Annotated in this window: 32 protein-coding genes and 6 pseudogenes; 2 read left to right on the top strand and 36 right to left on the bottom strand. The window is 58.4% G+C overall.

The annotated features are described in order from the left end of the window. The first annotated feature begins 65 nt into the window (after positions 1 to 65). Entirely contained in the window at positions 66 to 959 is an 894-nt protein-coding gene (rocF, locus tag VH599_11080; GenBank protein HEY7348843.1) for an arginase, read from the top strand. 234 nt (positions 960 to 1193) lie between these two features. Then, positions 1194 to 2171, top strand: coding sequence for a branched-chain amino acid transaminase (locus VH599_11075; protein ID HEY7348842.1), 978 nt, complete (start codon positions 1194 to 1196; stop codon positions 2169 to 2171). Positions 2172 to 2233: 62 nt separating this feature from the next. Here VH599_11075 and rpsI read toward each other — a convergent pair whose 3' ends face one another. From rpsI to rpsJ, 36 genes and pseudogenes are all read right to left on the bottom strand, one after another. Further along, complete coding sequence (gene rpsI / locus VH599_11070) at positions 2234 to 2629, bottom strand: 30S ribosomal protein S9 (protein ID HEY7348841.1); 396 nt, start codon at positions 2627 to 2629, stop codon at positions 2234 to 2236. Between the two features lie 68 nt (positions 2630 to 2697). Further along, positions 2698 to 3171: a 50S ribosomal protein L13 gene (gene rplM, locus VH599_11065; GenBank protein ID HEY7348840.1), complete on the bottom strand. Its 474-nt coding sequence runs from the start codon at positions 3169 to 3171 to the stop codon at positions 2698 to 2700. Positions 3172 to 3217: 46 nt separating this feature from the next. Then, complete coding sequence (gene truA / locus VH599_11060) at positions 3218 to 4039, bottom strand: tRNA pseudouridine(38-40) synthase TruA (protein HEY7348839.1); 822 nt, start codon at positions 4037 to 4039, stop codon at positions 3218 to 3220. Between the two features lie 11 nt (positions 4040 to 4050). Further along, positions 4051 to 4605, bottom strand: coding sequence for a 50S ribosomal protein L17 (rplQ, locus tag VH599_11055; GenBank protein ID HEY7348838.1), 555 nt, complete (start codon positions 4603 to 4605; stop codon positions 4051 to 4053). A gap of 131 nt (positions 4606 to 4736) precedes the next feature. Next, a complete protein-coding gene (locus VH599_11050; protein ID HEY7348837.1) occupies positions 4737 to 5744 on the bottom strand; it encodes a DNA-directed RNA polymerase subunit alpha in 1008 nt (335 codons plus the stop codon). A 12-nt stretch (positions 5745 to 5756) separates the two neighbouring features. Next, entirely contained in the window at positions 5757 to 6386 is a 630-nt protein-coding gene (gene rpsD, locus VH599_11045; GenBank protein ID HEY7348836.1) for a 30S ribosomal protein S4, read from the bottom strand. A 45-nt stretch (positions 6387 to 6431) separates the two neighbouring features. Then, positions 6432 to 6833, bottom strand: coding sequence for a 30S ribosomal protein S11 (gene rpsK, locus VH599_11040; protein ID HEY7348835.1), 402 nt, complete (start codon positions 6831 to 6833; stop codon positions 6432 to 6434). 21 nt (positions 6834 to 6854) lie between these two features. Further along, complete coding sequence (gene rpsM / locus VH599_11035) at positions 6855 to 7247, bottom strand: 30S ribosomal protein S13 (GenBank protein HEY7348834.1); 393 nt, start codon at positions 7245 to 7247, stop codon at positions 6855 to 6857. Between the two features lie 35 nt (positions 7248 to 7282). Then, on the bottom strand, positions 7283 to 7399 hold the full coding sequence (gene rpmJ, locus VH599_11030; GenBank protein HEY7348833.1) for a 50S ribosomal protein L36: 117 nt from the start codon (positions 7397 to 7399) through the stop codon (positions 7283 to 7285). Positions 7400 to 7705: 306 nt separating this feature from the next. Beyond that, positions 7706 to 7927 (bottom strand): translation initiation factor IF-1, encoded by a 222-nt coding sequence (infA, locus tag VH599_11025; protein ID HEY7348832.1) that lies wholly within the window; start codon positions 7925 to 7927, stop codon positions 7706 to 7708. Positions 7928 to 8085: 158 nt separating this feature from the next. Then, a complete protein-coding gene (map, locus tag VH599_11020) occupies positions 8086 to 8853 on the bottom strand; it encodes a type I methionyl aminopeptidase (protein HEY7348831.1) in 768 nt (255 codons plus the stop codon). Positions 8854 to 8871: 18 nt separating this feature from the next. Further along, positions 8872 to 9516, bottom strand: coding sequence for an adenylate kinase (locus VH599_11015; protein HEY7348830.1), 645 nt, complete (start codon positions 9514 to 9516; stop codon positions 8872 to 8874). A gap of 197 nt (positions 9517 to 9713) precedes the next feature. Further along, positions 9714 to 11048: a preprotein translocase subunit SecY gene (secY, locus tag VH599_11010; GenBank protein HEY7348829.1), complete on the bottom strand. Its 1335-nt coding sequence runs from the start codon at positions 11046 to 11048 to the stop codon at positions 9714 to 9716. Positions 11049 to 11222: 174 nt separating this feature from the next. Continuing rightward, the gene (rplO, locus tag VH599_11005; GenBank protein ID HEY7348828.1) at positions 11223 to 11726 is read right to left on the bottom strand and encodes a 50S ribosomal protein L15; all 504 of its coding nucleotides are present in this window, start codon (positions 11724 to 11726) and stop codon (positions 11223 to 11225) included. Then, entirely contained in the window at positions 11723 to 11908 is a 186-nt protein-coding gene (gene rpmD, locus VH599_11000; GenBank protein ID HEY7348827.1) for a 50S ribosomal protein L30, read from the bottom strand. The genes rplO and rpmD overlap by 4 nt, the downstream gene beginning before the upstream one ends. A gap of 407 nt (positions 11909 to 12315) precedes the next feature. Then, positions 12316 to 12816 (bottom strand): annotated as a pseudogene (gene rpsE / locus VH599_10995) (30S ribosomal protein S5). Between the two features lie 11 nt (positions 12817 to 12827). Then, positions 12828 to 12962: pseudogene (locus VH599_10990) on the bottom strand (50S ribosomal protein L18). A 222-nt stretch (positions 12963 to 13184) separates the two neighbouring features. Further along, positions 13185 to 13397, bottom strand: a pseudogene (locus VH599_10985) (50S ribosomal protein L18). A 52-nt stretch (positions 13398 to 13449) separates the two neighbouring features. Continuing rightward, positions 13450 to 14007 (bottom strand): 50S ribosomal protein L6, encoded by a 558-nt coding sequence (rplF, locus tag VH599_10980; protein HEY7348826.1) that lies wholly within the window; start codon positions 14005 to 14007, stop codon positions 13450 to 13452. A 79-nt stretch (positions 14008 to 14086) separates the two neighbouring features. Beyond that, a complete protein-coding gene (rpsH, locus tag VH599_10975) occupies positions 14087 to 14482 on the bottom strand; it encodes a 30S ribosomal protein S8 (protein HEY7348825.1) in 396 nt (131 codons plus the stop codon). 20 nt (positions 14483 to 14502) lie between these two features. Next, entirely contained in the window at positions 14503 to 14688 is a 186-nt protein-coding gene (locus VH599_10970) for a type Z 30S ribosomal protein S14 (GenBank protein HEY7348824.1), read from the bottom strand. A gap of 4 nt (positions 14689 to 14692) precedes the next feature. Then, positions 14693 to 15238 (bottom strand): 50S ribosomal protein L5, encoded by a 546-nt coding sequence (gene rplE / locus VH599_10965; protein ID HEY7348823.1) that lies wholly within the window; start codon positions 15236 to 15238, stop codon positions 14693 to 14695. A 5-nt stretch (positions 15239 to 15243) separates the two neighbouring features. Then, the gene (rplX, locus tag VH599_10960; GenBank protein ID HEY7348822.1) at positions 15244 to 15630 is read right to left on the bottom strand and encodes a 50S ribosomal protein L24; all 387 of its coding nucleotides are present in this window, start codon (positions 15628 to 15630) and stop codon (positions 15244 to 15246) included. Between the two features lie 146 nt (positions 15631 to 15776). Continuing rightward, the gene (gene rplN / locus VH599_10955) at positions 15777 to 16145 is read right to left on the bottom strand and encodes a 50S ribosomal protein L14 (GenBank protein HEY7348821.1); all 369 of its coding nucleotides are present in this window, start codon (positions 16143 to 16145) and stop codon (positions 15777 to 15779) included. 101 nt (positions 16146 to 16246) lie between these two features. After that, positions 16247 to 16522, bottom strand: a pseudogene (gene rpsQ / locus VH599_10950) (30S ribosomal protein S17). A gap of 9 nt (positions 16523 to 16531) precedes the next feature. Beyond that, the gene (gene rpmC / locus VH599_10945; GenBank protein ID HEY7348820.1) at positions 16532 to 16978 is read right to left on the bottom strand and encodes a 50S ribosomal protein L29; all 447 of its coding nucleotides are present in this window, start codon (positions 16976 to 16978) and stop codon (positions 16532 to 16534) included. Beyond that, a complete protein-coding gene (gene rplP, locus VH599_10940; GenBank protein HEY7348819.1) occupies positions 16965 to 17393 on the bottom strand; it encodes a 50S ribosomal protein L16 in 429 nt (142 codons plus the stop codon). The genes rpmC and rplP overlap by 14 nt, the downstream gene beginning before the upstream one ends. Positions 17394 to 17895: 502 nt before the next feature. Further along, positions 17896 to 18531, bottom strand: a pseudogene (gene rpsC, locus VH599_10935) (30S ribosomal protein S3). A gap of 63 nt (positions 18532 to 18594) precedes the next feature. Further along, positions 18595 to 18957 carry a 50S ribosomal protein L22 gene (rplV, locus tag VH599_10930; protein ID HEY7348818.1) on the bottom strand — a complete coding sequence of 121 codons (363 nt, stop codon included), beginning with the start codon at positions 18955 to 18957 and terminating at the stop codon, positions 18595 to 18597. 12 nt (positions 18958 to 18969) lie between these two features. Then, a complete protein-coding gene (gene rpsS / locus VH599_10925; GenBank protein HEY7348817.1) occupies positions 18970 to 19257 on the bottom strand; it encodes a 30S ribosomal protein S19 in 288 nt (95 codons plus the stop codon). A gap of 6 nt (positions 19258 to 19263) precedes the next feature. After that, positions 19264 to 20100 carry a 50S ribosomal protein L2 gene (rplB, locus tag VH599_10920; protein HEY7348816.1) on the bottom strand — a complete coding sequence of 279 codons (837 nt, stop codon included), beginning with the start codon at positions 20098 to 20100 and terminating at the stop codon, positions 19264 to 19266. A gap of 23 nt (positions 20101 to 20123) precedes the next feature. Then, positions 20124 to 20429, bottom strand: a complete 306-nt coding sequence (rplW, locus tag VH599_10915) for a 50S ribosomal protein L23 (GenBank protein HEY7348815.1) — start codon at positions 20427 to 20429, stop codon at positions 20124 to 20126. Between the two features lie 4 nt (positions 20430 to 20433). Further along, the gene (gene rplD / locus VH599_10910; GenBank protein ID HEY7348814.1) at positions 20434 to 21213 is read right to left on the bottom strand and encodes a 50S ribosomal protein L4; all 780 of its coding nucleotides are present in this window, start codon (positions 21211 to 21213) and stop codon (positions 20434 to 20436) included. A gap of 42 nt (positions 21214 to 21255) precedes the next feature. Next, positions 21256 to 21846, bottom strand: coding sequence for a 50S ribosomal protein L3 (gene rplC, locus VH599_10905; protein ID HEY7348813.1), 591 nt, complete (start codon positions 21844 to 21846; stop codon positions 21256 to 21258). A gap of 219 nt (positions 21847 to 22065) precedes the next feature. After that, positions 22066 to 22260, bottom strand: a pseudogene (locus VH599_10900) (50S ribosomal protein L3). 310 nt (positions 22261 to 22570) lie between these two features. Further along, positions 22571 to 22888, bottom strand: a complete 318-nt coding sequence (rpsJ, locus tag VH599_10895) for a 30S ribosomal protein S10 (GenBank protein HEY7348812.1) — start codon at positions 22886 to 22888, stop codon at positions 22571 to 22573. Between the last annotated feature and the right edge of the window lie 133 nt (positions 22889 to 23021).

The raw sequence follows: 23021 nt of genomic DNA, 5'->3' as shown, positions 1-23021 counted from the left end.
GCGACATATAATGCCGCCAGAAATCCCACTGTTCAATGGCGAACGGCGGAAATGAGGCAGGGCTTATGCACATTCATATTATTGGCGCTCCCATAGACCTGGGTTCTGGGCGGCGCGGCGTTGATATGGGGCCGAGCGCCATCCGCTATGCCGGACTCGGTGAGCGGCTGGGTCAGCTTGGCTATACCGTCAAAGACGAGGGCAATGTCGTCGCGCCTGAGCCAGAAACCTTTTCTATCGAGAACCCTCACCTTAAATACCTGGAACCCATCTTGGCCGCCTGCGAAAAACTCGCCGCCGTAGTCGAACGCTCCTCTGGACCCGACGATCTCCCCCTGGTCATTGGGGGCGACCACAGCATCGCCCTTGGCTCCATCACCGGAGCAGTCAAGGCGCGTGGCCGCGTCGGGGTGGTCTGGATCGACGCGCACGCCGATTTCAATACCGATCAAACGACCCCATCTGGCAACATTCACGGCATGCCCCTTGCAGCCCTGGCAGGTTTTGGGGATGAGCGCCTGGTCACTATTGGCGGCTTTCAGCCTAAAATCTCTCCGGCGCAGATTGCCATTGTCGCCGCGCGCGATCTTGATCCTGGTGAGCGCGACCTGCTCCATCGAGAGCAGGTCCACGTCTTCACCATGAAAGATATTGACCGCCTGGGGCTTTCCGAAACAATCGCGCGGGCGCTGGAGGTTGCCACCAGGGACACCAACGGCCTGCACGTCAGTTTTGATATGGACTCCATAGACCCACGCGAAGCCCCGGGGGTGGGTACGCCGGTGCGCGGCGGCATCACCTATCGTGAGGCCCATCTGGTGATGGAACTCATTGCCGACTCTGGCAAGCTCACCTCGCTTGATGTCGTCGAAGTCAATCCCATTCTCGATCAAGAAAACCGGACCGCCAACCTTGCTGTGGAGTTGATTCTCTCTGCGCTGGGCAAGCGCATTTTTTAGCCGTCGCCCCTGAGCCGCTAACCAGGAGGAGCAGCGATAGCCTGCTTAAAAGGCTGTACAATTCAGGACCAGCATGGTATCATGTAATTGCCAGGTCGTTTCCCAGGCGGAAACACTGTCGCAAGCTTGTGGACGGGACAATGGCGAAGGCTACGAAGGCCAGGTAGCGCCGGGTTTCTTCCCGGCAAAGTATCGCAAAGGAGGACCAGCAAAGGCGCTGGGTGAAACGGAGCGATGGATACAAAAGTCGTTTTCATGAATGGCGAGTTTATTCCCACCAACGAAGCAAAGGTCAGCGTCATGACTCACGGCCTGTCCTATGGCACCGGCTGCTTTGAGGGCATTCGTGGGTACATGGCCGATGACGCGCAGCAAGTGTACATTTTCCGCGCGCGGGAACATTATGAGCGCCTGCACCGTTCCTGTCGTATCTTAAGCATGCAGCTTCCTTACTCTGTAGATGAGTTGTTAGAGATTAGCGCGGAACTGGTTCGCCGTAACGGCCAGCACGAAGATGTCTATCTGCGGCCTTTCGTTTTTAAAGCCGATGAAGTGATCGGCGTCCGGCTGCACGGCTTGAAAGACCACTTCACCATCTATTCTGTGCCGATGGGCGCCTACATTGATGTGGATCGCGGCCTGCATTGTGGGGTTTCGTCCTGGCGACGGATTGACGATAACATGGTTCCGGCCCGCGCCAAAATTAGCGGCGGCTACATCAATTCAGCCTTTGCCAAATCTGAGGCGCTCCAAAATGGCTTTGACGAAGCCATCATGCTTACTGCCGATGGACATGTCTCTGAAGGCAGCGCCGAAAATATCTTCCTCGTCCTCAATGGCGAACTGGTCACTCCGCCGCCCTCCGAAAATATCCTCTTAGGCGTCACCCGCGATACAGTGATGAAGCTTGCCCAGCGCGAACTTGGCCGCATCACCCGCGAGCGCAGCATTGACCGCACCGAACTCTACTGCGCCGAAGAAATCTTCCTGTGCGGCACCGGCGCGCAGATCGCCCCCGTCACGATGATCGATCACCGCCCGATAGGCACAGGCGCCATCAGTCCGGTCAGCGCCGAAATCCAGCGTATCTATTTCGATGTCGTGCGTGGCCGCCGCCCCGAATACCGCGAAGAGTGGTGCATGCCAGCTTATCCCAGGCTGGCGTCGGCTTCCAAAGCCGCCTCGTCTCAGGTCGAGGCTCCCAGCGTCTAACGCCAGATGTTCTTGAATATTTGCAGATACTACGTGCGCTGCACGTGGTATCTGCAAACTTTTTAACGCTTGGTGTACTGCGGGGCTTTGCGCGCGCGCTTCAAGCCGTACTTCTTGCGTTCCTTCATGCGCGGATCGCGTGTCAAAAAGCCCGCCTTGCGCAGCGCAGGCTTCCAGCCTTCATCGGCACGCACCAGAGCGCGGGACAGGCCATGCCGGATGGCTCCAGCCTGGCCGCTGACTCCCCCGCCGACCACGCGCACTGTCGCATTAAACCGCCCGCCAACTTCCAACAGACGCAGCGGCGCGCGAATCGTCGCTGTCAGCGCCTCGCGCCCAAAATACTGATTAGAATCTTTGCCATTGACAATGATCGTGCCATCACCACCGGGAAAGAGCCGCACACGCGCTACCGCCGTCTTGCGCCGCCCGGTACCATAATAATAAGACCCTCGAATCTCAGCCAAGGTTTCGTTCCTCCTCAAAGCGCAGCAGCCCACTCACAGGCTGCCACAGGCAGCGTATGTCACGCTTCTGCGGTTTCTGTAGCCTCTACGCTGGCTGGCTCTGCTTCACCCCAGGGCACAGGCTTTTGCGCCTGATGCGGGTGATCTGGCCCTCCATAGACCTTCAGCCGATCCAGCATATCATCGCCCAGCCGATTATGCGGCAGCATCCCCTTCACCGCATGCCGGATCGCGCGATCTGGATGCTTCGCCAGCACCTGCCGCAGCGTCTCGCTCTTCAGGCCACCTGGATACTGACTGTGGCGATAATACATCTTTTGATCGAGCCGCTTGCCAGTGACACGAATCTTGCCAGCATTGATCACGATCACAAAATCGCCCGAATTCAGATGCGGCGTAAAGATCGGCTTATGCTTGCCGCGCAAGACCTGGGCAACCTGCGTTGCCAGCCGACCCAAAATCTGGCCTTCGGCGTCAATCACATACCAGCGTGGTTGTAACTCCGACGCCCTGGCGCTATAGGTTTTCATCACAACATGCCTCCGAATGCTCTATTCCTGCTCTATTCCCGCAGCAGCGTTACGCTTCGCTCCAGAGCAGCGTCTCTGGTGGGTAGGCCACATGTGTCAGACACAGCCCACAGGCCGGGACAGACGCTCCAGGATGCGCCTCATGCGCACTGGCGAGAATCTGCGCAAAGCCATCAACCTCCAGGTGTCCCTTGCCGACCAGGAGCAGCGTACCCACCAATCGCCGAATCATCCCCGTCAAAAAGCCATTGGCAGTAAAATCAAAAAAGATCAGGCCAGACCCCTCATCACCCCGACAGCCCGCCGCCAGCATCAGGCGCACACACGAATGCCCTCTAGCAGACCGGCTATCGCGCGGACTACGCCCGAAAGCCCGAAAATCATGTTCGCCCAGCAGCGCAGCGCACGCTCGATCAAGCGCCGCCACATCTAACGGCTCACTCACGCGATACATGTAGCGTTCGCGCAAGGGCGACGGCCAGCGATCATTCAGCACCGTATAGCGATAACTGCGCGAAAGGGCGCTGTAACGCGCATGAAAATCATCTCGAACCTGCGCCACCCGACGCACCGCAATATCGGCAGGCAAGACCGCATTGAGCGCCCGATGCCAATCTTCAGGCTTCAGAGGGCTATCCACCTGAAAATGCGCCACCTGCCCCGAAGCATGCGCCCCACTGTCTGTGCGCCCCGCCCCAATCACCGGCACATATCGCTGGCAGATACGAGTCACGGCTGCCTCCAGCATGCCCTGCACCGTTGGCTCGCGCTCAGGGGCCTGGCGCTGGAAGCCATGATAGCCTGTGCCATCGTATTCAACCAGCAAAGCAAGCTTCATCGTTGCAAGCGCCGGGCCAGACAGCAAACGCAAAGCGCAGCCGCCTAGACCAACTCGATCTGCGCCATCTCAGCCGCGTCACCCACGCGACGCCCAAGCTTCACAATGCGCGTATAGCCGCCCGGACGATCCATATAGCGAGGGACCAGCTCATCAAAGACTTTCTTCACCACCACCTCGTTCGGCAGGCGCTTCAGAATCTGGCGGCGCGCGTGCAGTTGAATCGCCATCGCCTCACGAGCCGCGTCCAGCGCCGCCTGCGCCTCATCACGATCCGCAATGATCTTCAGCAGTTCGGTCTGGCGCTCCTTGAGGCGCTGCTCGCGGAACTTGCGCCCTTCCGCAGAAAGAGGCAGCTTACCCTGGGCCTCGCGGTCCTCGTTGCTCGCCACTTCCTCATCCAGCGAAAAATAGCCCCTGCGCGCCAGCAGCCAGACATCTTCAGCCTGATGGTCATCCTGCACAACCGAGCGCAAATGCCCCCAGGCTGCCCGCGTCCCGTTGATAGCCGTTGTAATAAGCTGTTCCGTCTCTCCCCGAATGGCCTTCGCTCTGGCTTCCGTTGTCTTAATTCGCTCGTAGCGAATCAGGCCATCCATCAAATTGCGGAACGCCGCCCGGCGGCGCGCTTCGGGCATATTGACTCGATTTCCGGCAACACGATGCCGCATCGCTCAATCCTCCCACTATTGCTCTTGCCCCGACGCATCCCGGCGTCAAGGGCAAGCGTTTAGTTCAAGCCGTTGGTTGATGGGAAACTCTCATCGCCTTCCTCATCCGCATCGAGCGTCATCGTGCCGCCCCCTTTACGCGGATTGGGCAGGAAACGCTTCAGGACCAGGCGCTCGCGCAGTTCTTGCAGGCTCTTCTCCCCAAAGTTGCGCACCGCCAGCAGATCCTCCTCATTCATTGACAAGACCTGGCCGACCTTCGTAATATTGCTGCGCTTGAGACAGTTATACGCGCGCACCGACAGGTCCAATTCCTCGATAGGTGTATCGTACACCTGCGGCGGAATCGGATAGCTGGAGAGCGGCGGCTTGTCCGGCTCAGCAAGAACCGCGTGATAGTCCGCAATCTGGGTGAAATGGCGTACCAGAATCTGCGATGCCTGGCGCACCGCCTCATCTGGCGTAATCGTGCCATCCGTCCAGACTTGCAACACAATCTTATCGTAGTTCGTCATCTGGCCGACGCGCGTATGCTCAACAGCATAGTTGACCTTTTGTACCGGCGTAAAGATCGCGTCAACCGGAATAATCCCGATGGGCTGGCCTTCCTTCGACTCAGCCGGAACATAGCCCTTGCCGGTCTCCACAATCAGGTCCATATCCAGATGCGCCTCCGGGCTATCGAGCGTAGCGATGTGGAGGTCTTTGTTCACAATCTCCACCGTACTGGGCGCCAGAATATCCGCCGCCGTGATCTCGCGCTCGCCCGATACATCCAGGCGCATCATCACCTGATGATCAGAAAAGGACCGCATGCGCAGCCGCTTGACATTCAGCACAATATCCGTCACATCTTCCTTGACATGCGAAACATCCTGAAACTCATGCTGAACGCCTTCAATCTTGATGGAGGTCACTGCCGCTCCTGGCAGCGAAGAGAGCAACACGCGGCGCAGCGCGTTACCCAGGGTCATGCCATACCCTGCCTCCAACGGTTCAATATCGTAGCTGGCATAGTTCTCCGAGGATTGGGTACATTTTATACGAGGCAGAGCAATATCAAGCACAGGAACCTCCTCTTACCGCTGGTACAGTTCAACCACCAGCGCCTCGTCGAAGGGCAGCTCAAGTTCCGTGCGCGTTGGCAGCGCCATCACACGCCCAGACAATGCAGCCGTATCCAGCCGCAGCCAGTTGGGCACGCCCTTTTGGGCAAGCATGAGCGCCCGCGTCTTAAAGTATTCGAGGTTCTTACTGTGTTCACGCACCGCAATCACATCCCCAGGGCGGGCAATAAACGAGGGGATGTCCGTCTTGCGCCCATTAACCTCAAAATGACCATGCGAGACAAGCTGGCGCGCCTGCGAGCGGGAATCGCCGAACCCCAGGCGATACACCAGATTATCCAGGCGCATCTCAAGCAGTTGCAGCAGATTATCACTGGTTTTGCCAGGCTGGTGAGCCGCCGCCTGGAAGTGACGCCGGAACTGCCGCTCCAGAATACCATAGGTGCGGCGCACCTTCTGCTTCTCACGCAGTTGCAGCGCATAGCCCGATGCCTTGCGCACACGCCCGGCCCCATGTTGGCCTGGGCGGCCCCGGCCTCGCTCAATCGCGCACTTTTTACTCAGGCAGCGATCACCCTTCAGAAATAACTTCATGCCCTCACGCCTGCACAAACGGCAGACCGGGCCTGTATAGCGTGCCATGAAACTCCTTCTCCAGACCCCAAAAATGACAGACCCAACAAAACACTACACGCGGCGTCGCTTTGGCGGACGGCACCCGTTGTGCGGAATGGGCGTGACATCAGTAATGGAAATAACCGCAATACCAGCCGTCTGAAGCGAGCGAATCGCCGCTTCACGCCCGGAACCTGGCCCTCTAACATACACCTCAATCTGGCGCAGCCCATGCTCCATCGCCTTGCGGGCCGCCGTTTCCGCCGTCACCTGCGCGGCATACGGCGTACTCTTGCGCGAACCCTTAAAGTTGTGCATTCCGGCGCTGCCCCAGGAAATCACATTGCCATTTGGATCAGTAATGGTTACAAGTGTATTATTAAACGTAGATTGAATATGCGCCTGCCCGCGCGGAACGGATTTGCGCTCACGACGGCGAGGGCGACCAGCCGTCTTCTTCTTTGCATCAGCCATGCCTGGCGGTTCCTCCCAGCATTATTTCTTCGCAGTAGCCTTCTTGCGCCCGGCGACGGTCTTCTTCACCCCTCGCTTGGTTCGCGCATTCGTGCGTGTGCGCTGCCCATGTACCGGCAGATTGCGCCGGTGGCGCATCCCCCGATAGCTGCCAATCTCGATCAGCCGCCTGATATTCATGTCCACTTCGCGGCGTAAATCGCCCTCAACCTTGACGTTGCGGTCAATATACTCACGCAAGCGGTTGACCTCTTCTTCCGTTAAATCCTTCACGCGAGTATCCGGGTTGACGCGGGTATGCTCCAGCACCTTTTTGCTGGTGGTCAGGCCAACGCCAAACACGTAGGTCAGCGCAATCTCCACACGCTTATCGCGCGGAATATCTACGCCAGCAATTCTTGCGCTACCGGCCATTCGCAAGCCCCTCCTTCATCAATGGTTGAAATCAGTTATCCCTGCTTTTGTTTATGCTTGGGGTTCTTACTACAGATCACCATAACCACACGGCGCCGACGAATCACTTTGCAATCCGGGCAGCGTGGTTTTACCGAAGCACGCACTTTCATCGATCTACCCACCTTCCTCTATGCTGCGATGAAGCGCAGCACAGGTTTTTTTGCGAGAGCGCGACTGTCCTGGCATCCAGCCCAACCACATCAGACGCCCAACAAGTAAGCATTTCTCTCGTCTCTTCCCGTCAGCGCCGGGCAAAAGCGAGAGAAAACAAGCCAGAGTAAAAAGGAGATAATACCTGTTCCTGTTGGCGTCCTGGCGTCTGAAAGCAAAGAGGCTCATGATAGGATGCAAAACGCCCTGCCTCACCTTTGTCATACTCAGGCAGGGCTGCGCCACTATTCCTCCCGCGCCTCTTCCTATCCCCGATTGCGCCAGACGATGCGCCCTTGATCCAGGTCATATTCTGAAAGAACTACCTTCACCTTATCGCCCGGGACCACGCGCACAAAATTGGTGCGCATCTTGCCCGACAAATAAGCCAGCACCTTATGCCCGTTGCTTAACTCCACCCGGAACTGCGCGTTCGGCAGCGCTTCCATGATGACCCCTTCGTATTCCAGGGCATCCTTTTTTGGCATAGCACCTCTTCCCTATAGACTAACGCTCAAGGCGCAGCAGCAGCCTTAGAAAAAAAGCCGCAGCCAACTTCAAATTATAGCATAGAGGTTTTCACTTCGCAAGTCTTCCAAAGCGGAATAACAAAACGAAGCGCCCCCTGACAAACACCGAGTTCATCTCACATGCGCGGCAGCGTCAAAATATCCGGCTCGCCCTCCGTAATCGCCACCGTATGCTCGAAGTGCGCGGAAAGGCTGCCATCAGCAGTAACCACCGTCCACCTATCATCCAGCACCCTGGTCGCGGCGCCGCCCGCGTTCACCATCGGCTCGATAGCAATCACCATGCCGGGGAGCAGTTGTGGATTGCGCTGATGTTCATCCACATAATTCGGCACCTGCGGCTCCTCGTGCATCTCGCGGCCAATGCCATGCCCAACATACTGCCGTACCACCGAGAAGCCAGACGCCTCTACATACTGCTGCACAGCCCGCCCAATGTCCTGCACCCGATTGCCAGCACGCGCCTTTGCTATACCTTGCTGCAAGGCTTCGCGCGTCACCCGCAGCAGCCGCTCAGCTTCCGGCGAAACCTGACCCACCGGCACCGTCGTAGCCGAATCGCCATTCCAGCCGTTATAGACCGCGCCGAAGTCAATGCTGATAATATCGCCTTCTCTCAAGACACGCTTGCCTGGAATGCCATGCACCACTTCCTCATTCACCGACGCGCAGATCGTGCCAGGAAAGTAGAGGCCGCCGTGATAGCCCTTGAAGTTCGAGGTCGCCCTATACTGCTTCAATTCGCGCGCCGCCAGCTCGTTCAATTTCGCCGTTGTCACCCCTGGCCGCACCGCGCGCGTAAGCGTCTCTAAAATCTCGGCCACCAGCGCGCCAGCGGCGCGCATCTCTTCCCGCTCAGTTTTCGACTTGGTAATAATCGCCATACCCGGATCGCCCGTTTCTTACGTACCCAGCGCCTGTAAGATGTCCCTGGTGACAGCCTGAATAGGCTGCTCCGCGTCAATCTCACGAACCTTCCCCTGGGCGCCGTAGTAATCAAGAAGCCTGACCGTCTCGCTGTAAAAGATTTCTAACCTGCGCCGCACAGCCCCCTCAGTGTCATCGCTGCGTTGATATAATTCACTGCCATCAATATCACAGATGCCAGGTCGCTTTGGCGGATTCGTCACCAGATTATAAGGGTGTTGGTGCGCCCGGCAGATATAGCGATTTGCCAGGCGTTTTACCAACACATTCGGATCAGCCTTGAGATAAATTACATGATCGACACCCCGGCGCAGCGCAGCCAGCGCCTTATCCAACTCTTCAGCCTGAGCAATCGTGCGCGGAAAGCCGTCCAGAATGACCCCTTTGGCGCAATCCGGTTCTTCCAGACGCTCCAGAAACATCGCTACCATGATCTCGTCGGGAACCAGATCCCCACGATCATAATAGGACCGCGCGCTCTGGCCTACCGGCGTATTCTGGCTGATCACCGCGCGAAGCAAATCTCCACTAGCGACATGCGGAATACCCAGCTTTGCTTCCAAAGCATCAGCCTGGGTTCCCTTGCCAGATCCCTGAGCGCCCAACAGAAGAATATCCACATTGCCACCTTTGCTCAACGCTGAGGAGGAGAGACCCGGCGCCGCCTATCAGTCCGCCACAACGATCACCCCATCCCAGGCAGCCTGGCTTTCCATCCTCGCCCTCAACCGCCCCCACGCGCTCCAGTGGGCGCAGAGGCTATCAAACTGCCGCCATTGGCAGCCAGGTCAAAGGCTGCGCTCGTTGCCCCAGGCATCTAGCGCAGAAAACCAGAGTAGTTCCGCATCACCATTTGCGCTTCTAACTGCTTCACCGTATCCAGCACCACACCAACAGCGATGAGCAAAGCCGCCGCGCTGAGCAACTGCGTGCCATTCACCAGGAAGAAGGCCGGCACCACCGCAATGATGCCCAGGAAGACCGCGCCAGCCAGCGTTATGCGCCGCAGCACCGCATCCAGGTACTGCTGGGTCTTGGGTCCGGGCCGGATGCCTGGAATAATGGCTCCTTGTTTTTGCAGGTTTTCAGGCAAGTTCTGCTGCTGCCAGAGAACCATCGCATAGAAGAAGGTAAAGGCCACCACTAACACAAAGAAGATCACCCAGTACCACCAGTGCGTTTGATCGACCCAGGCGCGCACAGCGTTCGCCGCATTGGCAATGAATTTGTTTGAGCTAAAGGCCAGATAGGACGACAGAATGACCGGGAAGATCAGCATAGACTGGGCAAAGATCAGGGGAATCATGCCAGCCATATTGATCTGCATCGGAATGTAGGACATCTGGCTCGAACCCGCGTAGCGATCACGCCCAACCATCCGCTTCGTGGGGTATTGCACTGGCACACGTCGCTGGGCCTGATAGATAAAGACAATCGAAAGGACAATCAGCGCCACCACCGCGATGAAGACCACAATTTGTACAATATTCGTCGTATTCGTGACCCCACCAGCACTCGTGCTAATCAGCAGCGTGCCAACATCTGAAGGCAGGCGGCTGACAATTCCAGCAAAGATAATCAGTGAGATGCCGTTGCCGATCCCATTTTCGGTGATGACCTCGCCCAGCCAGACCAGGAAAACCGTCCCGGCGGTCAGCGTCACCAGCGTGGCAAACGTGGGCAGGAAGGTCGAGGCTTGGAAGAGGCTAAACTGGCCTTGAGAGATAGCGCCCAACTGCACAAAGATCGCGCTCTGCCCAAACGCCTGAAGGAACGCCAGCGGAACCGTCAGCACGCGCGTATACTGGCTGATGCGCGTGCGCCCGGCCTCGCCGCCCTCGCGCTGGAGGGCTTCCAGGCGCGGGAAGATCGGCACAATCAACTGCATCACAATCGAGGCCGTGATATAAGGATAAACCCCCAGGGCCGCCACCGAAAAAGTTTGCAGCGAACCACCTGAAAACACATCCAGCAGACCGAAGAGCTGGTTATACTGCTGGTTATTGCCCAGCGCATTTTGCAGGCTGGCGGGATCAATACCCGGAACTGGCACATGCGCCACCAGCCGGAACACCAGCAGCATGCCTAGCGTAAAGAGAATCTTGTTACGCAGGTCTGGAATGGTCCAGATGCTGCGTAGACGTTCCCACATAGATGCCTCCGATCAGCCAATCCAGGTGCGCTGCCCTGACAACCTGGGGGATCACCAGGAAAGAGAAAAATTGCTCATTACCAATAACGAACCAAATACTGAGACGGGGGAGCGGGCTACTGTTGGCTCCCCCACGCTGAGATGATCACGGAAGAATAGCCTGTTTTACCCTGGTCACGCCTGCGCTGTGGGTTTCTTCGCCCGCTTTGTCTTGGCAGGAGCATTGATAACAATCTCTTCGACCGCGCCGCCAGCCCCCTCGATCTTCGCCCGCGCGCTCGCCGAAAACTTATGCGCCCGCACGTTCAGTGGTCGATCCAGATCGCCATCGCCCAGAATCTTAATCAGCCCCTTCGCCGCCGAGGCTTTGATGATGCCCGACGCGACCAGCGCCTCGGCATCTACCTGGCTGGAAGGCTCAAATACCTGAAGCTGAGCGACATTGATCACCGCATATTCTTTTTTAGAGTGATTGGTGAACCCCTTGATAAAGGGCAGACGACGCGACAGCCGCAGTTGGCCGCCCTCAAACCACGAAGGCACACTTCCGCCGGTGCGCGCCTTCTGGCCTTTGGTGCCACGCCCGGCTGTCTTCATACGGCCAGAGCCGTGACCACGCCCCAGGCGGCGCTTTTCCTTACGCGCGCCCGGCGCCGCTTGCAAATCCGATAGCCTCATTGGGCAACCTCCTCCACACGCACAAGATGGTTCACTTTCTGAACCATCCCGCGCACGCTGGGATTATCTTCATGCTCCACCACCTGATGAAGCCGATGGAAGCCCAGCGCCCGAATCGTCCGTTTCTGGGGTACGGGATAACCAATCGCGCTCTTCACCCAGGTTATTCGCAACTTGCTCATAATTTTTTACGCTCCAGGGATACGGCTCAGGGGACGCCGGGAGAGAGGTCGTCCATATCATACCATCTCACAGCCGTTTCATCTAGCAAACAGAGCCGCTCACCGCAAAGATTCCCATCCACACCTGCCAGAAAAAGCCTGGCCAGAGAGATCAACCTGCCGCGACCCGCCTTCCTCTAAACGCCCTAACAGCCCTTCCCTCTACTCTATCAGCGGCGCCGACCGCCTGGCCCTCCTGGGCCACGACCTCCGCGATCACCGCCACGATCACCACCGCGATCACCGCGTTCGCCACGAGAGCCACGCTCAGGGCGGTCCCCACGAGGGTTGCGCTCCTCGCGCTCAATCACCGGCGTCTCAAGCGCGGCCATGCTGGCCTGCTCGGCAAGCTGGGCAGCGCGGCGAGCGCCAACCAGATCGGCCACCGTTCGGTTGCGGCGGGCAGCCTCAACCTCCGGTGTACGCATCTCACGCAAAGCGCCTAACGTGGCGGCTACGGTATTGAGGGCTGTCGAACTCCCCAGCGATTTCGTCAGAATATCGCGGATACCAGCCGCCTCCACCACCGCGCGCACCGCACCACCGGCGATCACACCCGTTCCAGGCGCCGCAGGCTTCAGCAGCACCTCAGAAGCGCCAAACCGATGTTTAACCAGATAGGGAATCGTCGTTCCCAACAAAGGCGCCTTAATTAAATGCTTTTTGGCATCCTCCACACCCTTGCGAATCGCCTCTGGCACTTCACCGGCCTTGCCAAGACCGGCGCCGACATGCCCATTGCGATCCCCTACCACGACCAATGCGCGAAAACTGAAGCGCCGACCACCCTTGACCACCTTGGCAACGCGGCTGACCTGCACCACAGTTTCCTCAAGATTCCCCAGCTTTGAAGCGTCTATCCTCGCCATCGTATTCCTCGCTAGAAGTCCAGGCCGCCTTCACGCGCGCCAGCGGCCAGGGCAGCCACGCGGCCATGATAAATATAGCCGCCACGATCAAAAACGACCCTGGTGATACCGCGCTCCCTGGCGCGCTCCGCAATCAAACGCCCGATGGATTGGGCTACGGCTACCTTATGGTTGGCGGCAATGCCCTTGAGGCCAGCAGGCGCGCGCTCAGCCTCAGATGGCTCAGCCGCTGCTGGCGGAGGCGCTGCTTGCTCGCCCTTGCTGCCCTTCCCAGCCTTGCCAGCCGCAGGCTCCGCTTTGGCAGCTTGAGCCGCTCTGGCCCCCTTGCGCGCCTGCTGTGGCGCTGCCGCGCCGCTTGCAGACGCTTTGCCACCTGCCCCCGCTGCGCCGCGCCCGGCTTTCTCCAGGGAAGAAGCCGCTACCAGCGTTTGCCCACGCTCGTCGTCAATAATCTGCGCATAGATATGCTCCGCGCTGCGGAAGACAGAAAGCCTGGGGCGTTCTGACGTACCCTGCACGCGCTTGCGCACGCGCCGGTGCCGCCGCAGTCGCGCCTTGTTCGCGTTGAAACTCTTAATCATCGCTTTCACCTGTTCACTCTGGTTCTTGCGCAGCCGCTAGAGGGTGTATTCCCTACTTCTTCTTGCCGCCGACTTTGCCCGCCTTGCCGGCCTTGCGGCGGATCACTTCCGTAGTGTACTTAATACCCTTGCCCTTATACGGTTCGGGCTTGCGGATGCTGCGAATCTGCGCCGCCACCTGGCCGACCATATACTTATCAATGCCCGACACACTCAGCTTGGTCGTACCCTCGACAGCAAACTGGATGCCCGGCGGTGGATCAAACTCCACCGGATGGGAGTAACCAACCTGGAAGACCAGATTATTGCCCACCTTCGCTACACGATAGCCTACCCCATTAATTTCCAGGCTCTTCGTAAACCCCTGTGTAACCCCCGTCACCATATTCGCCACCAGGGTACGCGTCAGCCCATGCAGCGATTTATGCTGTTTGCTCTCGTCGGGCCGGTCCACCACCAGCTTGCCATCCTCCAGCGCGATCTTTATATCTGGATGGAACGAGTTGGTCAGCGAGCCTTTTGGCCCGGTCACGGTGACGCTGTTCCCCTCACCAAGCTGCACCTTCACCCCCTGCGGCACAGTGATCGGCGCCTTCCCAATACGCGACATCTTCTTTTCCTTTCTGCAAGCTGAAGAGGCTCAGCACAGGATACGCAACACGCCTGTTACGTTCTCCGCCTCTCTTCGGCTACCAGATATAGCAAACGACCTCGCCGCCAAGGCCAAGCTGATAGGCGCGCCGACCAGTCATCAGCCCCTGGGGGGTCGAGATAATGGCTGTGCCGATGCCACCGCGCACACGCGGAATATCATCCCGCTTGGTATACACGCGCAGCCCTGGTCGGCTGACACGCTTGAGTTGTGTCAGCACAGGTCGCTTATCCACATACTTTAAGGAAATGCGCAGTGTACCCTGTGGATTATCCTTCAGAAAATCAAAATCCTTAATATATCCCTCTTCTTTGAGGATGCGTGCGATAGCAAGCTTCATCTTCGAGGCAGGGATCAAGACACGGGTGTGCCGCGCCATGATCGCATTGCGGATGCGTGTCAGCATATCCGCGATGGGATCAGTCATATTCATCAGTAATTCCTCCTCGCAGCCTACCAGCTAGACTTGGTGACGCCGGGCAGTTCACCACGCAGCGCCAACTGCCGAAAACAGATGCGACAGAGGCCAAACTTGCGCATATACCCACGCGGGCGGCCACAGAGACCGCAGCGATTATGCTGCTGCACCTTAAACTTGGGCTTGCGCTTGGACTTAACGATCATCGAAATTTTTGCCATCGTGCTAACTCCTGAACGGCATGCCCATTAACTTGAGCAGCCGCCGCCCTTCCTCATCGGTACGCGCCGTCGTCACAATCGTGATCTCCATCCCGCGTACCTTGTCCACCTTATCGTAGTCCACTTCGGGAAAGACAAGCTGCTCACGGATGCCTAGCGTATAGTTTCCCCGGCCATCAAACGCATCCGGGGAAATCCCCTGAAAGTCGCGCAGGCGCGGCAAAGCCACGTTCATCAACTTATCCAGAAAGAAATACATCCGATCACCGCGCAGCGTCACCATGCACCCAATCGAGTTGCCCTCGCGCAGCTTGAAGGCGGCTACCGAACGCTTGGCCTTGGTCACAACGGGCCTCTGGCCGGTAATATCCGTCAGGTCGCGCACCGCGTTATCCATCGCCTTCGCGTTCTGAAGCGCCTCGCCCAGACCAATATTGATGACCACTTTATGGATGCCTGGCGCCTGCATAATATTGGAGTAGTTGAACTCTTTTTGCAGCGCCGGAATCACTTCCTGGCGATACTTCTCTTTCAATCTCGGTGTCGCCACGGCGCTTAACTCCTTGTCTGATCTTGAATCGCTTTACCACAATGTTTGCAGATGCGCACCACGCGCTCTTTTTGATCTGCGCCCATCGGACGCCGCTCGTGTGCGATGCGCGTCGGCTCACCACATTCAGTGCAGATCACCATCGCATTGGACACATGCAGCGGCATGGCTTTATCCACAATGCCCGGCTGGCGCATCGGCCCACCCGCCCGAACGTGGTGCTTCACCACATTCAGACCTTCCACCACAATCTTGCTCTGGCGCGGCATCGTCTTCGAGACCGTCCCGCGCTTGCCGCGATCTTTGCCCGCCAGCAAAAGGACCGTATCGCCCTTCTTCACGTGTAACTGCGCCAGATGCAGTGGACGCTGCTCTTTCTCTTTAATCGCCATAACCTTACCTTGCTCCCTCTACCAAATGGCGCGCGAAGCCACTCCTAAGAGTACCTAACAAAACCTCCGCATGAGCAGGGGCGGGGGTGTAGCGCCGTCCTTCCAGGCGGCAGGGGTGGGGCCAACCATCGGTTTTGTGAGGCATTCTAAAGCACCTCTTGAGCCAGGGAAATGATCTTCATAAAGTTGCGGTCGCGCAGTTCACGCGCAACGGGGCCAAAAATACGGGTGCCGCGTGGATTGTTCCCCGCCACCAGAATCACCGCAGCGTTCTCATCGAAGCGGATATATGACCCATCTGCCCGACCATATTCTTTGGCAACCCTCACAACTACCGCCGTGACCACTTCACCTTTTTTCACCGCGCTATTTGGGGCCGCCTGCTTCACAGAAGCCTTGATAATATCGCCAACTCCGGCATATTGCTTGGCCGAACCTCCCAGGATGCGAATGCACATGATCTCCTTCGCCCCGCTGTTATCGGCCACTTTCAAGCGCGTTTGTACCTGAATCACGGCTGGTCCTCCTCTTCTTCCTCTTCCGCGATACCAAGCACTTCCTCATCCACATCAGCCGCCGCGACCTCTGCAACAGGAGGCGTCTGGGCGCTGGCCGTCAATATCTCCACCAGCTTCCAGCGTTTCTCCTTGCTGAGTGGGCGCGTCTCCTCGATGCGCACAATGTCGCCCATCTGAGCGGCATTGGTTTCATCGTGCGCCTTAAACTTCCGCGTGACCTTATAGGTCTTCTTGTAAATACGATGCTTCTTCAGCGACTCAACGGCGACAACAATCGTTTTTTGCATCTTGTTACTGACGACGCGCCCTACCTTCTGCTGGCGGCGGCCTGTGGCGCCAGCAGGGGCAGGAGCGGCGCCAACGGGACTCTGCATGCTCATAAGCTATGCTTTCTCCTTCCTGGCTGGCGCCCCTGTATCAGGCTCCTCAGCCTCGCTGGCGGTCTCTTCTTCTTCCTGCTCCTCCTCAGCCTCTTCCTCGGCTTCCTCCTCCTCAGCCTCTTCTTCGGCTTCCTCCTCTTCCTTCGCTTCTTCTGCCTCTCCCTCTTCTTCCTCTTCTTCCTCTTCAGCAGCCTCTTCCTCCTCCTCCAGCAGTTCCTCCTCCTCAGCCAGAGCCTCTTCCTCCTCGGCAAGCGCGAGCAGGTCCAGTTGATACATCAGGCGAGCAATATCGGTGCGCACCTGCGTGAACTGGCGATTGTTCTTCACCTCGCCACGCTGCTGCTGAATGCGCAAATCAAAATGCTGGCGGCGCAGCCGCTGCAATTCCTGTTCGGCCTGATCTATGGTATATTCGCGGATTTCCTTGCGCCGATCATTAAGCTTCGACACTCTCCACCCCTCCTTTGACCACAAACCTCGTTTGTATCGGCAGCTTATTCGCGGCCAGGCGCATCGCTTCCTTCGCCAGCTCTTCTCTCACACCACCCAGCTCGAAAATAATGCGGCCAGGCTTCACGACAGCGACCCAGTGATCCGGCGCGCCCTTCCCACTGCCCATCCGGGTTTCGGCGGGTTTGGAGGACACCGGCTTATCCGGGAACACGCGAATCCACACTTTTCCACCGCGCTTGATATGGCGTGTCAGCGCAATACGCGCAGCCTCAATCTGGCGAGCCTCTAACCAGCACGGCTCCAGCGCCTGCAAGCCAAACTCACCAAAAGCAAGTTCGCTCCCACGGTGCGCTTCGCCGCCCATCCGCCCGCGATGCTGCTTGCGGTGTTTACTTCTCGACGGTGACAACAGCATTTCTCTGCTCCTCAACGGAAAGGGAAGAGAGCCTCCCCCTTTCTCAGCTTCCTGGCTCTTCCTCTGGGCTGGGCGTCTGGGCTTCTGCCGGAGGAGAAACAGGACTGGTATCAGCAGGCTCAGGTGGCGTCGGCTGCTCTTCAGCAGTCGGGCGCGCGGGCTGCTCTTCAGCAGGCTCAGGCGGAGCCGATGGCTCTTCAGTCGCCGGGCGCGGCGCACGCTCAGCGCGCGGCGCACGCGGCGCACGCTCACCTGCGGACCGAGGCGGTCGCTCACCAGCAGGCGCGCCCTCACCACGCGGCGCGTGGGCGCCAGCCGGGCGCGGCGGTCGCTCGCCAGCCGGGCGCGGCGGTCGCTCACCGCGCGGGCCGCCAAATCCGCCACGCTCGCCACGCGGCCCGCCAGGGCCACGCTCTCTCCGGGGCCGCTCGCCACGCCGGTCCTCACGAGCGCCCGGCATTGCCGGAACTGCCTCCGGCAGCGCACTGACTTCCATGCGCCGCTTATCAGGCAACACATCGCCCCGATAAATCCAGACCTTGATCCCAATCACGCCAAAGGTCGTATGCGCCTCAGCGTAATCATAATCAATATCGGCGCGCAGCGTTTGCAGGGGAACTTTCCCATCAACTTCCTTCTCTGTGCGCGCGATCTCCGCTCCACCCAGCCGTCCACCAACTACCACCTTAATACCCTTTGCGCCCGACCGCATCGCCTTCTGCACCGCCTGTTTCATGGCGCGGCGGAAGGAGATACGCTTCTCAAGCTGCTCGGCAATACTCCTGGCGACCAGAAACGCATCGGTCTCCGGCTGCCGAATCTCCACAATATTCAGCCGGACTTTCTTCTTCGTGTCATCCTCAAGCTGTCTGCGCAGATCCTCAACCTTCTGGCCGCTCTTACCAATCACAATGCCTGGCTTAGCTGTGTGAATCGTCACCGAGATCTGGCGGGCGGCAGGGCGCTCGATCTCGATGCGCGAGACGCCTGCCAAAGCCAGGTCTTTGCGAATGACCCGGCGCAGACGCAGGTCTTCGGCCAGCAAATCTTTATAGGTTTTTTCCGCAAACCAGCGCGATTGCCAGCCCTTGATGACACCAAGCCTGAAGCCAATCGGGTGTACTTTATGCCCCAAGACTTACCCCTCCTTAGAGTACCTTGAAGTACTTTGCTACTATGCTTTACTTCACCCTCGGCGCTAATAGCGCGCGCTCTTCGGGATCATCGTCACATCATCCGACACCACCACCGTGATATGGCTGGAGCGTCGAAGGATATAGGACGCGCGCCCGTGTGGCCGAGGGCGAACCCGCTCGGTAATCCGCGCCGGATCAGCCACAATATGAACGATATAGAGTTCATTCGGATCAAGACTATAATTATTCTCGGCATTAGCTGCCGCCGACGCCACCACTTTGCTCACCGGACGCGCGGCGGCATTGGGCAGAAACTTCAGAATTGCCAGCGCCTCGTTGACTTTGCGCCCCTTCACGGCATCCGTCACCAGACGCACCTTACGCGGCGGGATGCCAATGTCTCTGGCAATCGCTCGAACTTCCATTGCTTTCCTCCGCTACCGTACAGATGAGGTTCTCTCGCTCCTGCCGCCCGCATGGCCGCGAAAATGGCGTGTCGGAGCAAACTCACCCAGCTTATGGCCCACCATATTTTCGGTGATATAGATGGGTACATGGGTCTTTCCATTGTGAACGCCAATCGTCAGGCCCACCATCTGCGGAATCACCGTCGAGGCCCGCGACCACGTTTTGATCAAGCGTTTTTCCCCGCCTCGGCTCATCGCCAGCACCTTTTTTTGCAGGGATGGGTGAATAAATGGACCCTTCTTCGTAGAACGCGACACCTTGTCTTACCTCCCGCGCCCAACATTACGACGGCGCACAATGAACCGATCCGTCTGCTTATTCTTGCGCGTCTTAAAGCCAAGCGCAGGCTTGCCCCAGGGCGTTTGGGGCTGTCCACCGATGGGCGAGCGGCCTTCGCCGCCGCCATGCGGATGATCCACCGGATTCATCACCGATCCGCGCACCGCCGGACGTTTGCCCATATGCCGCGAGCGGCCAGCCTTGCCAAGGGAGATATTCTCGTGATCGAGATTGCCCACCTGGCCGATGGTTGCCATGCAGGTGATGTAGACCAGGCGCTGTTCGCCCGACGGCAAACGCACCTGCGCGTAATCGCCTTCTTTCGCCATAAGCTGCGCCGCGCCGCCCGCGCTGCGAACCATCTGGCCGCCCTTGCCAGGGCGAAGCTCGATATTATGAATCACAGTGCCGGTTGGAATATTGCGCAGCGGCAGCGCATTGCCCACCCGAATCTCGGCATCTGGCCCCGACATCAGGCGATCACCCACCTTCAAGCCGTGGGGCGCCAGAATATAGCGTTTCTCGCCATCCATATATTGCAGCAGCGAAATATTCGACGAGCGGTTGGGGTCATACTCAACCGAAACAACCCTGGCCGGAATGCCGTGCTTGTCGCGCTTGAAATCAATGATGCGATACTGCCGCTTGGCGCCGCCGCCACGATGGCGCGTGGTGATGCGGCCCTGATTGTTGCGGCCTGCTGCCTTGGGAAGCGACACCAGCAGCGAGCGCTCTGGTTTGCTGCGGGTAATCTCCTCAAACTTCGAGACCGACATCCCGCGTCGCCCCGGCGAAGTCGGACGATATTGACGAACTGGCATCTTCCTTCCTTCTTCCTGAGCGGCTACGCCTGTAGCTCCGCGATGATTTGCCCTTCAGCCAGGGTCACAATAGCCTTCTTCCAGGGGCGAGCCTCTGAAACCTGGGGCGCGCGGCGACGTCGCAGTGTATAGACACGCCGCGACTTGCCAGGCATCCGCACCGTATTCACATTCAGCACCGTGACATTGAACATCGCCTCAACCGCCCGCTTGATCTCAATCTTGTTCGCCGTCAGCGCCACCTTGAAGGTGTACTGGTTATTATTCTGCTGAAGGTTGACACTCTTTTCCGTCACGATGCCGTGACGGATCACTTCCGTCAGTTCCACAACCTTACTCCTCTTCCTCTTCGTCGCTCTCGGATGGCTCCTGCTCCCATTCCTCACCGGCTGCCTCGGTCTCTTCCTCCTCTTCGGCTTCAACAGCCTCTTCCTCTTCCTCCTCTTCGGCCTCGGCAATCTCCAGAAACTCCGGCAGAGTAGTCGATCCATCACCAAACGCTTGCTCAAGGCGGCGGAGCGTCTCAAACGGCATAATCAGATACTCATGCTTGAGCAGTTCAACCACATTGATAGAGGAAATATGCTGGACTTTTGCCGTGGGAATGTTGCGCACCGAGCGCACCAGATTCTCATCGCGCTCTGGCACCATAAACAGAACGTTGCGCTCCACCGGCAGCATGTCCAGCAGATCGACGATGGCCCGCGTGCGCGGCTCATCCAGAGTAATCTCATCCAACACGATAATCTGCTCATTGGCAGCTTTATCGGAGAGCGCAGACCGGATCGCCAGACGGCGCACCTTTCGCGGAACCGACGCATGATAGGGGTGTGGATGGGGGCCAAAGACCACTCCCCCCCCCCGGCGATGCGGCGCGCGAATGCTCCCCTGGCGGGCGCGCCCCGTTCCTTTTTGGCGATACAGCTTCTTGGTGCTGCCGCTGACCTGCGAGCGAGTTTTGGTCGAAGCGTTGCCTTGCCGCCGATTCAACAACTGGGCCGTCACCACCTGATGCAGCACCGCTGTGTTGACCGGCGTCCCAAAGACACTGGGGTTCAACTCCACTTCTGCCACAACCTCGCCTTCCATGTTATACACACTTGCTGAGGGCATAATCTTCTCCACTCCTCATCGCCAGCCTGGCTGGCTATCTGGCTACTGCGCTTGCTGTTGCTCCAGCCGCTCAGCCAGCGTGATACTCTCCGCCACCTTGCGAATCATCAGCATTCCACCAGTCGGACCAGGGATCGAGCCTTTTACCAGCAGCACGCCGCGTTCGGCATCGGAGGCAACCACCTCAAGCCGCTTGACCGTCACACGGCTGGCGCCCATATGCCCCGCCATCTGGGTACTCTTCAGAACACGACCAGGAGTATTGCCAGCGCCGATGGAACCTGGCGCACGCGGGCGGTCCGACTGCCCATGTGTACGCTGGCCGCCGCCAAAGCCGTGTCGCTTCATCACGCCCTGGAAGCCTTTGCCCTTCGACGTACCCACCACATCAACGAGTTCGCCAACCTTGAACATCGTGGCATCGAATTGTTGGCCTACCTGAAGGGGATCTTTGCCAAATGGCCGGACTTCGCGCAGCACCTTAAATGGCCCCAACCCACCTCCCGCGCGCTTGCGTTGCAGGTCACGCTGCGCAGTGCGAGCCTGCCCAGCAGCCCCGGTTGGCCTGGTTTCCGCAGCGCCACGCGCCTCGGCTTCCTCCGCCTCCGCTTCCAGCGTCGCCTCTTCAGCCACCTCAGCCTCCGCCCCCTCTTCGCCCTCTTCTTCACCCTCCTCTTCGTCCTCCTCCTCAACCGCCTCTTCCGCTTCCTCTTCTTCCGCTTCCGCCGCCTCTTCCTCCTCACTGGCCGTTTTTGCCTCGGCAGCTTTGCTCCGCGCCTCGGCCCGCGCTTTCGCCTGGGCCTGCTGCTGCTTGCGACGCTGCGCCGGAAGCTGAGCCAGCGTATGCCCCAGATGCCCCAGTTCAGGGCGGGTAGCGCGCTTCGTCTTGCCAAAACCGATCTGCACCGCCTCGTAGCCATCGGTGGCAACCGTCTTGATCTGGGTAACGGTGCAAGGGCCAGCCTCAATAACCGTGACCGGAATAGCCGCGCCCTGGGGGCCAAACACCTGGGTCATCCCCACTTTCTTACCCAACAGTCCACTCAGCATAGTTCTCTCTCCTCAGCAGCGCCAGACACTAGACGCCAGAGATCGGTTACTTCACTCAGCAGTGCTTGCGCTCTGCTTGCGCTTATCCAGACAGTAACGAGTGAAGGACGTATCGCGCTGGTTCCAAAGGACACTTCTTCAGCAGATACGCGATCTAACCAGACCTTCCCCACATCTGGTATCTAGTAGCTGGCCCCGTCCCTAGAGTAAAATCAATTGGCCTTTTCAGCCAGCCCCGGTAGAATCATCCCAGGGCTGGCCTGGCGAGACACTCGCTTCATAACGATCCGCTTTGAGGATACTGAAACTAGAGCTTGATCTCAATATCTACCCCGGAAGGCAAGTTCAGCCGGGTCAGCGCCTCGACCGTTTTCGGCGTTGGCTCGACAATATCGATCAAACGCTTATGCGTCCGCATCTCAAATTGCTCGCGCGAATCCTTATCAATAAAAGGCGAGCGGAGTACCGTGTACTTCGCAATCTCCGTTGGCAGCGGGACCGGCCCTGCCACGCGCGCTCCGGTATTCTGGGCCGTCTCGACGATCTGCGCCGCCGACTGGTCCAGGATACGGTGGTCAAAAGCCTTCAGCCGGATGCGAATCCGCTGCTTGGTTGTGGTAGCCATAATTTCTCCCCAAACGAAAAGATGAAGCGCCGAAGGATACGGGGTAAAGAGCTATGCTTTACCCCGTATCGAATCTTTACCCCTGGACCTGAACGACCACACCAGCCCCCACCGTGCGTCCTCCCTCACGAAT

This window comes from Ktedonobacterales bacterium (genome assembly GCA_036557285.1).
In the GTDB taxonomy this organism is placed as follows: domain Bacteria; phylum Chloroflexota; class Ktedonobacteria; order Ktedonobacterales; family DATBGS01; genus DATBHW01.
The sequence above is the reverse complement of the archived record's forward strand: the minus strand, read 5'-3'. Positions and strand labels throughout refer to the sequence as shown.

Coding starts and splice junctions, on each gene's coding strand:
- rocF (HEY7348843.1), top strand. CDS start 66: ATGCACATTCATATTATTGGCGCTCCCATAGACCTGGGTTCTGGGCGG.
- VH599_11075 (HEY7348842.1), top strand. CDS start 1,194: ATGGATACAAAAGTCGTTTTCATGAATGGCGAGTTTATTCCCACCAAC.
- rplQ (HEY7348838.1), bottom strand. CDS start 4,605: ATGGATGGCCTGATTCGCTACGAGCGAATTAAGACAACGGAAGCCAGA.
- rpsD (HEY7348836.1), bottom strand. CDS start 6,386: ATGGCACGCTATACAGGCCCGGTCTGCCGTTTGTGCAGGCGTGAGGGC.
- rpsK (HEY7348835.1), bottom strand. CDS start 6,833: ATGGCTGATGCAAAGAAGAAGACGGCTGGTCGCCCTCGCCGTCGTGAG.
- rpsM (HEY7348834.1), bottom strand. CDS start 7,247: ATGGCCGGTAGCGCAAGAATTGCTGGCGTAGATATTCCGCGCGATAAG.
- rpmJ (HEY7348833.1), bottom strand. CDS start 7,399: ATGAAAGTGCGTGCTTCGGTAAAACCACGCTGCCCGGATTGCAAAGTG.
- infA (HEY7348832.1), bottom strand. CDS start 7,927: ATGCCAAAAAAGGATGCCCTGGAATACGAAGGGGTCATCATGGAAGCG.
- map (HEY7348831.1), bottom strand. CDS start 8,853: ATGGCGATTATTACCAAGTCGAAAACTGAGCGGGAAGAGATGCGCGCC.
- secY (HEY7348829.1), bottom strand. CDS start 11,048: ATGTGGGAACGTCTACGCAGCATCTGGACCATTCCAGACCTGCGTAAC.
- rplO (HEY7348828.1), bottom strand. CDS start 11,726: ATGAGGCTATCGGATTTGCAAGCGGCGCCGGGCGCGCGTAAGGAAAAG.
- rpmD (HEY7348827.1), bottom strand. CDS start 11,908: ATGAGCAAGTTGCGAATAACCTGGGTGAAGAGCGCGATTGGTTATCCC.
- rplF (HEY7348826.1), bottom strand. CDS start 14,007: ATGTCGCGTATTGGGAAGGCGCCGATCACTGTGCCGCAGGGGGTGAAG.
- rpsH (HEY7348825.1), bottom strand. CDS start 14,482: ATGAATATGACTGATCCCATCGCGGATATGCTGACACGCATCCGCAAT.
- VH599_10970 (HEY7348824.1), bottom strand. CDS start 14,688: ATGGCAAAAATTTCGATGATCGTTAAGTCCAAGCGCAAGCCCAAGTTT.
- rplX (HEY7348822.1), bottom strand. CDS start 15,630: ATGGCGATTAAAGAGAAAGAGCAGCGTCCACTGCATCTGGCGCAGTTA.
- rplV (HEY7348818.1), bottom strand. CDS start 18,957: ATGGAAGTTCGAGCGATTGCCAGAGACATTGGCATCCCGCCGCGTAAG.
- rplB (HEY7348816.1), bottom strand. CDS start 20,100: ATGCCAGTTCGTCAATATCGTCCGACTTCGCCGGGGCGACGCGGGATG.
- rplD (HEY7348814.1), bottom strand. CDS start 21,213: ATGCCCTCAGCAAGTGTGTATAACATGGAAGGCGAGGTTGTGGCAGAA.
- rpsJ (HEY7348812.1), bottom strand. CDS start 22,888: ATGGCTACCACAACCAAGCAGCGGATTCGCATCCGGCTGAAGGCTTTT.